The organism is Polycladidibacter stylochi (assembly GCF_001562055.1).
GTDB lineage: Bacteria > Pseudomonadota > Alphaproteobacteria > Rhizobiales > Stappiaceae > Pseudovibrio > Pseudovibrio stylochi.
Map to the genome: position 1 here is coordinate 13224 of NZ_LLWE01000019.1, position 11713 is coordinate 24936.

The 11713-nt window shown below is 48.0% G+C and carries 11 protein-coding genes; 2 read left to right on the plus strand and 9 right to left on the minus strand.

Features of this window, described 5'->3' with window-relative positions; genetic code table 11:
• Positions 1 to 2: 2 nt before the first annotated feature.
• The 9 genes from AYK67_RS05195 to AYK67_RS05235 form a co-directional block, all read right to left on the minus strand.
• Positions 3 to 1514 (minus strand): TadA family conjugal transfer-associated ATPase, encoded by a 1512-nt coding sequence (locus AYK67_RS05195; protein WP_068083320.1) that lies wholly within the window; start codon positions 1512 to 1514, stop codon positions 3 to 5.
• Between the two features lie 27 nt (positions 1515 to 1541).
• Positions 1542 to 2810 (minus strand): AAA family ATPase, encoded by a 1269-nt coding sequence (locus AYK67_RS05200; RefSeq protein ID WP_068083322.1) that lies wholly within the window; start codon positions 2808 to 2810, stop codon positions 1542 to 1544.
• Between the two features lie 11 nt (positions 2811 to 2821).
• Entirely contained in the window at positions 2822 to 3571 is a 750-nt protein-coding gene (locus tag AYK67_RS05205; protein ID WP_082735651.1) for a CpaD family pilus assembly protein, read from the minus strand.
• 12 nt (positions 3572 to 3583) lie between these two features.
• Entirely contained in the window at positions 3584 to 5014 is a 1431-nt protein-coding gene (locus AYK67_RS05210) for a type II and III secretion system protein family protein (RefSeq protein ID WP_068083325.1), read from the minus strand.
• Positions 5015 to 5040: 26 nt separating this feature from the next.
• Positions 5041 to 5823 (minus strand): Flp pilus assembly protein CpaB, encoded by a 783-nt coding sequence (cpaB, locus tag AYK67_RS05215; RefSeq protein ID WP_068083328.1) that lies wholly within the window; start codon positions 5821 to 5823, stop codon positions 5041 to 5043.
• A 140-nt stretch (positions 5824 to 5963) separates the two neighbouring features.
• On the minus strand, positions 5964 to 6485 hold the full coding sequence (locus AYK67_RS05220) for an A24 family peptidase (protein WP_068083330.1): 522 nt from the start codon (positions 6483 to 6485) through the stop codon (positions 5964 to 5966).
• Between the two features lie 167 nt (positions 6486 to 6652).
• Positions 6653 to 7612, minus strand: coding sequence for a 2-hydroxyacid dehydrogenase (locus AYK67_RS05225; protein ID WP_068083332.1), 960 nt, complete (start codon positions 7610 to 7612; stop codon positions 6653 to 6655).
• 52 nt (positions 7613 to 7664) lie between these two features.
• Positions 7665 to 8873: a DNA recombination protein RmuC gene (locus AYK67_RS05230; protein ID WP_162265082.1), complete on the minus strand. Its 1209-nt coding sequence runs from the start codon at positions 8871 to 8873 to the stop codon at positions 7665 to 7667.
• A 264-nt stretch (positions 8874 to 9137) separates the two neighbouring features.
• Positions 9138 to 9893: an SDR family oxidoreductase gene (locus AYK67_RS05235; protein ID WP_068083339.1), complete on the minus strand. Its 756-nt coding sequence runs from the start codon at positions 9891 to 9893 to the stop codon at positions 9138 to 9140.
• Positions 9894 to 10078: 185 nt separating this feature from the next.
• Between AYK67_RS05235 and def the strand changes: the two genes are divergently transcribed.
• Both def and fmt read left to right on the plus strand, forming a co-directional pair.
• Positions 10079 to 10603 carry a peptide deformylase gene (def, locus tag AYK67_RS05240; RefSeq protein ID WP_068083341.1) on the plus strand — a complete coding sequence of 175 codons (525 nt, stop codon included), beginning with the start codon at positions 10079 to 10081 and terminating at the stop codon, positions 10601 to 10603.
• Between the two features lie 163 nt (positions 10604 to 10766).
• The gene (gene fmt, locus AYK67_RS05245; RefSeq protein ID WP_068083344.1) at positions 10767 to 11708 is read left to right on the plus strand and encodes a methionyl-tRNA formyltransferase; all 942 of its coding nucleotides are present in this window, start codon (positions 10767 to 10769) and stop codon (positions 11706 to 11708) included.
• The last annotated feature ends 5 nt before the right edge of the window (positions 11709 to 11713 follow it).

Sequence of the window (11713 nt, forward strand, 5' to 3'; positions counted from 1 at the left end):
GGTTAGCTCCCGGTAACTTCAGCAGCATCCAGGGCACGGGCCAAGCGCTCGTCCTCGCCAAAGTAGCGGGCACGGTCCCAAAATGCCGGTCGGCCAATGCCGTTAGAGCGATGACGCCCTACGATTTTACCTTGCGCATCTTCACCAATAATGTCGTAAACAAACAAATCTTGTGTGGTGACCACATCACCTTCCATACCCACAACCTCTGTTATGTGAGTAATGCGGCGTGAACCATCACGAAGACGCGCGGCCTGGATGATGATATCAACCGAACCAACGATGATTTCGCGCACTGTACGCGCCGGCAGCGAAAAGCCACCCATGGCAATCATCGCTTCCATACGCTTTAAACATTCACGCGGAGAGTTAGAGTGGATGGTGCCCATGGAACCATCATGACCGGTGTTCATGGCCTGCAGTAAATCGAATACCTCGGGGCCACGCACCTCACCAACAATAATACGTTCGGGGCGCATACGAAGACAGTTTTTCACCAAATCGCGCATGGTTACCTCCCCCTCACCTTCCAGGTTTGGCGGGCGGGTTTCCAAGCGCACCACATGCGGCTGTTGCAACTGAAGTTCGGCACTGTCTTCGCAGGTAATAATGCGTTCTGTGCTGTCGATATAACGGGTTAAACAGTTGAGCAACGTGGTTTTACCCGAGCCCGTACCTCCAGAAATAATGGCATTACAACGCACACGACCGATTATTTCCAGTATTTGCGCTCCTTCTGGCGAAATGGAACCAAAACTTGTGAGCTGTTCCAGTGTGAGTTTATCTTTTTTGAATTTACGAATTGTGAGTGAAGGGCCATCAAGCGCCAAGGGCGGAGCAATAACATTCACACGGGAACCATCGGGCAAGCGGGCATCGCATATGGGGCTGGCTTCATCAACCCGGCGACCAACCTGTGATACGATGCGTTGACAAATATTCATAAGTTGCTTGTTATCGCGAAACTGAATAGGGGTTTGCTCAACCATGCCGCCGGTTTCAATGTAAATGGTATCTGCACCATTGACCATGATATCGGCAATATCGTCTCGGGCCAAAAGTGGTTCTAGCGGCCCATAACCCAAGACATCATTACATATATCTTCAAGCAGGCTCTCCTGCTCGGCGATTGTCATCACGATGTTTTTCAGGGATATGATATCGTTGACCACCTCGCGAATTTCATCGCGGGCTTCCTCGCGGTTAAGCCTTGAGAGCTGGGATAAGTCGATTGCCTCGACCAGTGCGTTAAAGATATCCGCTTTTCGCGAGTAGTATTCCCTGGTTTTGCGCCCCTGCACTTTTGGCTGCTCTGCGGTTATAACCGGAGTTGTTTTCGAGTTTATTGCCGTTGGTTGCACATTGGCAGAGGCTATAGGAGTGGCAAGCGGTGCTGGCTGTTGCTCCAGTACAGGCGTTGAGGGGGGCGGTGCCAGTGGCTGTTGGCCCACCGGTGCTGGCGAAATACCTTTTGCAGGTGTTGTTGCGCCTGTGTTTCCGCGTCTTCCAAACATACTCACGATACCCCTAAATTGAATAGATTATTTGCGCCCAAGCTTTGATAGAAAACTATTGATTGTTGATGTTTTGGGCTGCTTTGATTCTGTGTGCCCCATTGTTGTGCGAGCCAGTTCTTCAAAGTGTTTTGCAATGGCATGCTTTTTATTCACTTCAGCAATCATCTGGCCATTATTGGCCGCATTGCCAAACATGAGCGGCTCATAACCAAGTGAACAAACAGGCGTTGTTTCTAACGCCGCGCCAAAGTCTTCGATACGAATTTCCGGCCGCTTGGGCACCCCCACTTTGTTCAATACCAATAGGGCCCGTTGATCATTCGGACGGAGTTGCGTGAGTGCATCCATAAGGTTTTTTGCATTGCGCAAATTGGCTAAATCCGGCTCAGCAACAATCACAACCTCATCTGCCGAGGCCAGAACCTGCTTATTCCAAGCGTTCCAGGTGTGGGGTAAATCCAGTACGACGACAGGCGATGTTTCGCGGGCACTATTAATGACCGGTTGGAACTGCTCCTCAGTAAAATCGTAGGTTCGATCAAGCATGGCTGGTGCGGCAAGCAGGCTCAAACGCTCATTACATTTTGCCAGTAAACGATCGATAAAAGTTTTGTCCAACTTGTCCGGAGTTGAAACAGCATCCCAAATACCTTGCATGGGATCTTGATTGAAATCCAATCCTCCAGTACCGAACGGCAAGTCCAGATCACATATAGCAACGTCATTTTCCAGGGTATGGGCGATTGTCCATGATAAATTGTGGGCCACACATGAAGAGCCGCAGCCCCCTTTTGCCCCAACAACAGCAATCGTCCTACCCATGGGCTCGGTTGCCGGTCCTTCATAAAAGCGGCTAATTGTTGATATGAATTTTTGAAGTGAAACCGGCCCTACAAGATATTCACTAACGCCATTGGTGATCAGGGCACGATAAAGCTCGACATCATTCAACACCCCAATAACCATTACCTTGGTGCCGGGGTCACATACATCGGCCAATTTATCCAGCTCATTAAGCAATGCCTGGCCTGTTAGCTGGGTTTCAACAATGAGCAGGTTGGGTGTTGCCGCCGATGCATAATACTGGGCAGCAGCATCAATACCACCGCCATACACATTGGTATGGGTTTTATCCATTCGCCGATCGCGCCCCGCAGCTTCAATTTCATCGGCCTGGGCTTTGGTTTCGCAAAAAGCCTGTATGGTTATACGCGGGAGAGAGATGCTTTTAAAATCCACATCAGATGGCAGTGAATTCGTCGACATCGGTTGTTGCGCAGCTGTTTCAGACATGACTTACCCCGTTACTTTCCAGAGACGTTCGCGCCCACACCCTCGGTGTGTTGTGATGAGGTGTTTTGACCCTGACGATAAGCACCAATAACGCGTGCCCGACGTGCCGGGTCTGATGGCGTTGAGGGACGTGGTCGCAATAAATCTGCCGGGTTATCTACCATGGCCGCCAGATTTGCCTGTTGCGAACAACCGAAATTGTGAAAATTCGTATTATCTGCATTGGCTTTGATATTTTCGGGCCATTGGCCACACTTATGTACGCTCGCCTTCATGCGTGCATATGAAACCCGTATAGGGCCAGAAGCGGCGGGGTCATTTATCTGGTAAGTGCGCGTTACTACCTTACGTCTGGCAATCCCCCCCGAGGTAATTGCCGCCCGAATTTGTGGCGCGACTGCTTTTACAGCTGCATCGTTGGCCGCGCCTTCCGGCACCAGAATTTCGACAAAACCGTCGCCCTCCATTTTTGCTTCCTGTGCAAAGGAAATGAGGGCCGTACGTAATTGGCGATTAATGCGCCGCATTCTGCCTGCAACCGGAATATCCATATTCTCCGGAGCTTCGGTTATCATTATCGGATGCTTTTGGCGATAATTGAACTCTGCAATATCGACGGCATTTATCTCGCCACCACTTTGGCAAGCAGACAATAGTAGAGCCAAAACCAGCCCGAGCCCGAGCTTACCATGCGCATGTTGCAAGTTATTGTGGTGGGTTTTGCTTTGTTTGCTTGTGAGAGGGCTGCTTATTCCTGGCATTTATTCATCCCCCTATTCGTAGATATAGCCGATATCGCCATGATATTTGCCTTTAACAGGCGCATCACCATCGCTATAAATACGGTTGAGTTGATCCATGAAAATTGATGAAGCATCATCGGGTGGTGTTAAATTATCTGTCGGTTTGGCCAAATCGCTGGCTGCAACCGCGCGCACGATGTAAGGCGTTACAAAAATAACCAGTTCCGTTTGTTGCTGTTTAAAGTCACGGCTCTTAAACAGCTGCCCCAAAATAGGGATATCACTCAAGCCTGGCGTGCCTTCCATTGCTTGCGAATAATCTTCGCGAAGCAAGCCAGCCATGACCAATGTACCGCCCGAAGGAAGCTCGACCGTTGATTCTGCACGGCGAACTTTCAGCGCCTGAACAGATACAGCTCCTATAGACAAGGCACCTTGGCTAGATAGTTCGCTGACCTCGGTTTTAATGCGCACCTTGATCCGCCCACCCGATAAAACAACAGGCGTGAAGTCCAGCCCAACACCAAATGGTTTGTATTCATAGGAAACTTTATTGTCTTCCCAGCCAACAACTACCGGAAATTCACCACCTGCTAGAAAACTAGCGTTTTCACCGGATACCGCCACCAAATTCGGTTCAGCCAGCATCTTTGCAATACCATCACGTTGTAAGGCTTTTACATTTGCAGTGAGCGAATTATTGCCAGATATGATGTTACTTGCCAGCTGAGTGGCGTTATTTACTGTTGTATTGACGTTATAACCCGGGTTCGAATTAAGCGAAATACTTGAATTGCCAAAGCCTACTGAGCCCGAGAACTTAACACCCAATTGTTTGATAACTTCGCGGTTAACCTCTGCTACTGTTACACGCAGTTGCACTTGCTCTTTCTCGGCAATATTTATTGTATTGAGAACGCTGCCGCCTTCACTGATGAATTTTTCAGCGATATCCTGGGCGCGCTGAGCCTCTAGCGCATTTAAAGCAATACCGGATAGAATTATGTTATTTTGGTATGCATCAATACGTATATTCGAGTTTGGAAGCAGCTTTCTGATTAATGTGCGCAGAGAGGAAATATCGTTTACTACCCTGACCGTCATGGCAGCAAGCTGCTTGCCGCCATTACCGAAGATTACAAGGTTTGCCGAACCTAGGCTGTTACCGAAAACGAACAGGCGCCTTTTGTTTTTTACGGTTGCGTCGGCAATTGCTGGAGCCGAGACCAAGACATCTTTAATATCTTCCTCGGTTTCAATAATCATGGATTGGCCAACGGGCAAATCGACACTATTTGCGTTGGCAGTCAAGCTGCCTTTTGCTCCAGCAGTATAACTGCTATCCAAGCTAATGATTTTAACGCCTTGCATAGCCTGGGATTGGATCGGTGCCAGCATGAACACCGAGGCACAAATGAATGCACTAAATATGCGGCTTAAAAGCTTTGTTGCTTTCATCATTTTCGTCTCTTTGTTCTATCTGCCTATCAATTACCGGAACCAAGCTGCTCGACATTGCCGTAACGTACGAATGTGACTGCACTTTTGGTTTTTCGGCGAACCATTTTTGTAACGTCACTATCGGCGCTATCGGCAACGGACCTTAGTGCCAGGGTTAAAGTTCCCACTTCTTGCGCTTGCGCGATTATTTCTGTTTCTTCAGGTTTCAGTTCCAGCGTTGCCGTACGCTCCGGATAAGCTGTTGCGCCATCCTGATTGCCAGCTGTTACTGTATCGATTGCCAATACGCGGATATTTTGCAAAATAATGTCTGATGTCATTTCATCTGTATGCGCATCAGAACGAGTTAAGATGATATCGATTTTATCACCTGGCAGTATAAAGCCACCGGCTGTAGTAACTGGCTTAACTGATACAGCCAGTGCACGCTTTCCTTTGGGCAGCAAAGCTGAAAGATAGCCCCCTTCTGAGCTTACCAGCCTTTCAGGACGTATTGGATCGCCTTTAAAAACGGCATGACGGACCAGTTTGCCTTGAAACTCTTCTATCGCGTCTGGTTGGATCGACTTTTGAATTAAGCCTTCGCTTGCAAGCTCTACTGGCCATTGAACCCAATGCATATCTCCATCAGATAACGGCTTACCAAGTGGCAACGTATCAGTGGCAACTAGCACCTGTGCCATTGCAACTTGAGGACCTTTTTCGACAAACACGGTTTTGGGTTCATCGTCTCCCCCTATCACCAACAGTGCCGCCAATAATCCAGCAACTAAGGCACCTACTAAAACCAAAACTCGTGCATTGCGCATGAGAGACCTCAAACAAATAATTAAACTTCAATCTAGAACAAGCATTACTGGAAAGTGTCAAAACATGGTTAATAATACTCAATAAAAAATGAAGTATTGGTAAGAAAAATTATAGAGATGATCTAAACGTTGTTTAAATCCTACAAGATTAATTCACTTCCAAGAGCAGTAAACCATGGAGTTTTTGGGTAAATCTGAATAGCTGCTATGGAAATTGCTATTCCATAGGGCACACCAACCGATTGATCGTGCATGCGTAATAACCAATCAAAACGGTGTAACCAAGAAGGGAGATATGGCAATCTACGGTAGAGTAATATGGCTAGGGTTAAAACACCGCCATACACACTCATAAGCAGTAGGAAAACATAGGTGTATTCATTTGCACCAATCCACAGGGCAATGGCTGCAGCGAATTTCGCATCGCCCCCACCCATGATGTTGAAAGCAAAAAGCGTAAACCCAACGACAAGTACTGCAAAGCTGATTCCCAGATTGAATGCAATTTCCTGCCAAGATAAGCCAATCGTCAGGGCCGCGGCTGCAAATCCAGCTACCAAAAGCAACGATAGCCAATTTGGAATCGTCATTGAAAATAAATCGGAAAATGCCGCATATATGAGGAGAAAAGGAAAAATTCCGTATAGAATAACATTTAACATAACAGGCCCACACACCAAGACTATCAAACCTAGTGGTTACAGTAAGATAAAAATTTCATTAAATTATCGTTACTATTACTAAGTCATTTAGTGTTGGGGCTTTATCCTTATTATGCAAAATACATGAGTATTACTTGATAGCCATTCGGAACTCGCGTTTTATGGGGTTAGTAGCCCAAAGTTGTGTCTACAAGATTTTCCGCAGTCTCTCCTGCTTCAACCGATAGTATCTGGCTTGCTATAATCTTTGATGCTGTTATGGGCGAGCTGGTCGCTGCCACATGCGGAAAAATAAAGCAGTTTGGCAATTGCCACAAAGGACTGTCAGCTGCCAAGGGCTCATTTTCAAAGACATCGATTGAGGCGGCTTTGAGTATGCCGCTGGTAAGCGCTTTGTATAAATCGGCTTCGTTTTGCGTCGCGCCGCGTCCGCCATTGATGTAAACCGCTGCTTTTAGAGGGCCATCAGATTGGAGCTGTTGCAATAGCTCCATGGTTACTAAGCCATGCGTGTGTTTGTTGCTTGGCAACAGGTTTACCAGTATTTCCGTTTCTTTTAGAAAGGCAGGTAATTGTTGTTGCGTACTAAACGACTTTACATTCTCAATCTGTTTGGCAGAGCGGCTCCAAGACAAAACATTAAAGCCAAGCGCTGTTAGGTGCTTAGCAGCGGCTTTACCCAATACACCCATGCCCATTATGCCCAGCGTTACATCTGTAGCTGCGGGCTGTAAAAGAGGTTGCCATTGGCGCTGGCTTTGTGCTTGCATGTAAGCAGGCATTTGTCGCAGGTGGAACAGTGCTTGCAACACAACCCATTCGCTCATGCGGTTGGTTAAATCACTATCAACCAATCGATAAACAGGGACATTGGGGAGCGATTTACAGTTCAATATATGATCTACCCCTGCTCCCAATGAGTAGACGGCTTGCAAGCTGGTTAACTTTTGCAGGCATTCATCTACCGGTTTCCATGCAACCAGATGTGTTAGTGAGTTCAGCAACTGCGTATTATTGGGGACCGATGGGTCTGACCAGCAATAAATATCCAAATTCGGAAGGTGTTGCTTAAAGCGTTGTGCCCATTCCTGTTCATCGCAGCCCGTCAGACAAAGCAATACAGACATTATGGTGAACTCCTTATTGGCTGATCAAAAACAATAGGTACTAAAACTCTAGTTACTCAGTGTCCTGGCTATCATCGTGTTTGAGAGGAAACTTCACCGTATTGGTGTCATTTGCAACCGTTTGTGGGAAGGGTGCCCCCTCTCCGACCGGCTTGGTGACAGGTTTGAGAGGATCATTCGAAAGCCGTGATTTTGGGGCTTGCGGTGTTTGTTTGGGGAGCAGCCCTTCCAAGCCTTGCCCATGCTCTTCCCCTAATTCGATTTGGGTGATGGTGCTGGTACGCGATATCACCTTTCGACACGAAATCCCCAATTGATCGACGTCTTTTTGCGCTTGTGTAAAATGGGTTTGCAGTTTTTCGGAGCGCTCACTCATTCTTGCCACATCGTCCAGCAGTTTGCCCAGCTCAAGCTGTATTGTTCGCGCTTGTGACTGAATTGCCGTATCGCGGACCAAGGTACGTATGAGCTGTACTGCCATGAGTAAAAGGCTGGGTGAGACAATCAACACCCGTTGACGGTGGGCTTTTTCGATAACCTCGGCAAATCGGCTATGAATTTGCGCAAACAGGCTTTCCGAGGGGATATACATCAAGGCATACTCTTGCGTCTCACCCGCTAGTAAGTACTTTGATGCAATATCCTCCACATGTTTCAGCAGGTTTTTACGTGCCAAAACCGATACCGCCCGCTCTTCGTCTTTGCTCTTGGCGTTTTGCAGGCGTAAAAATGCCTCTAACGGGTACTTTGCATCGACCACCAATGGGGGTGCTTCGCCGGGCATAATAATCAGGCAATCAGGTCGGGTACCATTGGAAAGTTGGGCTTGAAACTTGTAGGCCGCTTTTGGAAAGCTATCAGCAATTATTTCTTCCATCTGCGCTTGCCCATATGCTCCCCGAGCTTGCTTGCCTGAAAGAGTTTTTTTCAAGTCCACCACTTGTGCGGATAGCTCTCCCATGGTTTGGCGCGCATTATCGATGAGCGCAAGGCGCTCTTGCAGCCCGCTGAGGCTATTGTGGGTTTGGCGGTGGGTTTCGAGCACTGATGTGCCCAGCGTTTTGCCCAACCCCTCCATTCGATCATTCATCAACCGCATGAGATCGGACTGCCGTGAGCCAAAAATCTCGGCCATAGTTTGCATACGACCCGTCATTTCGCCTTGTGATTGCACCAGTTGGGTTAATAATGTTTCCTGCTCTTCATAACGGTCAGCGTTATAGCGGGCTTCGTCGGCCAAGTTTTGCATTGTGGCACGCAAGCGCAATGCCCAAACGAGAACACAACAGAAACATATAATAGCGCCTATGAGCCATATTATATTTGGTATGCCTAATAGGCTAGTAATTTCAGCGGGTTGATTCATGGTGAAACAAACATAGAACGATTCTTTTGGGTTGAGAAGCAGAACTCTTAAAAAATTGATAGAGATGGTGTGCGGATTTGAAAAGATGAATATTTATTAAAAACGCATATTTGTGCTGTTTTGGTGGTTATAACATTCTTTCTTAACGTACATGCCGGCTTATCGCCCGCCCCCGGCCTCCAAAATACTGCCGACACAATACGAAGCTTCCTCGGAAAGGAGCCAAACTATCGCCTTTGCAATTTCTTCCGGCTCGGCCACTCTCTTGAGCGGCACAGAAGGTGCCAGCGTGTGGATGCGATCGGGGTTGCCAGTTAAAGCATGTAAGTCGGTTTTTGTCAGACCCGGACGCACGCAATTAACCCGTATACCTTGCGGGGCAAGCTCACGACCCAGCCCATTTGTAAATGCTTCTACCGCACCCTTGCTGGCGGCATACTCTACCCCTTCGCTGGCGGCACCATTTTTTGCAGCTACCGAGCTGATATTGACGATAGCACCACCTGTGCCACCACGTTGCAAACTCATGCGTTTGGCCGCTTCGCGCGCGCAAAGCATTGTTCCCACAACGTTGATATCCATCACTTTTTGCAGGCGTTGCACATCCATATCCACAAGCGAGCTGCTTTTATCCATTATGCCGGCACAATTCACCAGCCCTTTGAGGTTGCCGAGTTCGGCATCAACTTCCGCAAACAGGTGGAGTACATCCGCCTCCTGGCTAATATCGGCTTTAACCGCAATGGCATTGCCCCCCTGCTCGCTTATTGTTTCTAACAGGTTGATAGCGGCCTTCTCATTCGCTTGATAATTGATGCAGATATCATAGCCCGCTTTGGCAGCCAGCAGTGCTGTGGCAGCACCAATGCCTCTTGAACCACCGGTAATCACCACTGTGCCCTTTGTTTGTGCCATGATCAGTTGCCTTTACACTTACTCAACACTACTGCCAATGAGCCTAGCATGTAAGGACAATGTAAGGCTACTGGTGTTTGACTTGATGTTGACCACCATAATCGTTTATGACTGGCCAAAGAACGATGGGTGCGCGCATTATGTTTCACTTGACGCGGCCAGAGTAAGGACCTAACTGAACCGCTATGACCAAGATTGATATCCAGTTAATGACTGAAAGCTGCTTGCGACAAAAGTGCGAGCCTATTGAGGAAGTAACAGATGAAATCCGTCAGTTGGCGGATGACATGCTGGAAACGATGTACGCAGCCCCCGGCATTGGCCTTGCCGCTAGCCAGATCGGTGTTTTAAAGCGTATGTTTGTGCTTGATGTGAGCGAGCGCGAAGAAGGCGAAGAAGAGAAGAAAAAACCTATGGTTTTCATTAATCCCGAGATTACTTGGCAATCCGAGGAGATTAATGTTTACCAAGAGGGCTGCCTTTCTATTCCCGGTATTTACGAGGATGTGGAACGGCCGGAAAAAATCCGCGTCAAGTATCTGGACCGCGAAGGCAACGCACAGGAAATTGAAGCCGACGGTTTGCTAGCAACCTGCATTCAGCATGAAAACGACCACTTGGATGGTGTTTTGTTTATTGACTATCTGTCCCGCTTAAAGCGTGAGCGCATTACCAAGAAAGTTAAAAAGGCTGCAAAGGCAGATGCCTAAAGCCCTTTCAATTGCATTGGCAGCCCGCATAAGGCGGGCTTTTTGCTGTTGTACGGTTATTAACCCCTTTTACCCGCAGTGATACTGGCAGTAATTGCTGCACTCATATTGTTGCGGTAAAAACTTTTACAAACTCCACTGCGCATCGCTTTCAAGGATAACTATGTCTCTTTCTGTTGTATTTATGGGCACACCCGATTTTTCTGTTCCAACACTCATGGAAATTGTTGGTCAAGGTCATGATGTTGTTGCTTGTTATTCGCAGCCGCCGCGCAAAGCCGGCCGTGGTATGGAGTTAAAAAAAACTCCTGTTCATGAAGCTGCAGAAAGCCTTGGTATTCCTGTTTTCACGCCAACCTCGCTCAAGTCCGCTGAGGAGCAAGAGAAATTTCGCGCACTCAATGCCGATGTTGCGGTGGTTGTTGCCTACGGCCTGTTGCTACCAAAAGCCATTTTAGAAGCGCCGCAATATGGCTGCCTTAACGGTCATGCTTCTTTATTGCCTCGCTGGCGCGGCGCTGCCCCCATCAATCGGGCGATTATGGCCGGTGATAAAGAGACCGCTATTCAAGTAATGCAGATGGAAGAAGGGCTGGACACCGGCCCCGTTTGCATGAGCGAAACCGTGAGCATTAGCGAGAATATGAGCGCTGGTGAATTACATGACAAGCTCTCTGCGCTTGGCGGCGATGTGATGGTACGGGCGCTGGCGGCGTTATCGCGCGGGGCGCTTTCTCAAACCTCACAAGTGGAAGACGGTGCATGTTATGCCCGCAAGCTGACCAAACAAGAAGCACGGATTGACTTTAGCCTAAACGCGCAAGAGGTGCATAACCATGTGCGCGGTCTTTCTCCTTTCCCCGGTGCGTTTTGTGAAATGAGTTTTGGCAGTAAGGTTGAACGCGTTAAGATTTTAAAAACACTGAAAAGTGATTTATCTGGCCAACCCGGCGAGATTTTGCAGGCTGAAGCGGACCGCTTCGTGATTGGCTGTGGTCAAGGCGCTGTGCAAGTGTTGCAATTGCAACGGGCTGGTAAAAAAGCAATGAATGCTGAAGAATTTTTACGTGGTGGCAATCTTAATGTTTCGCAGACCGTTTCCTAACCGGT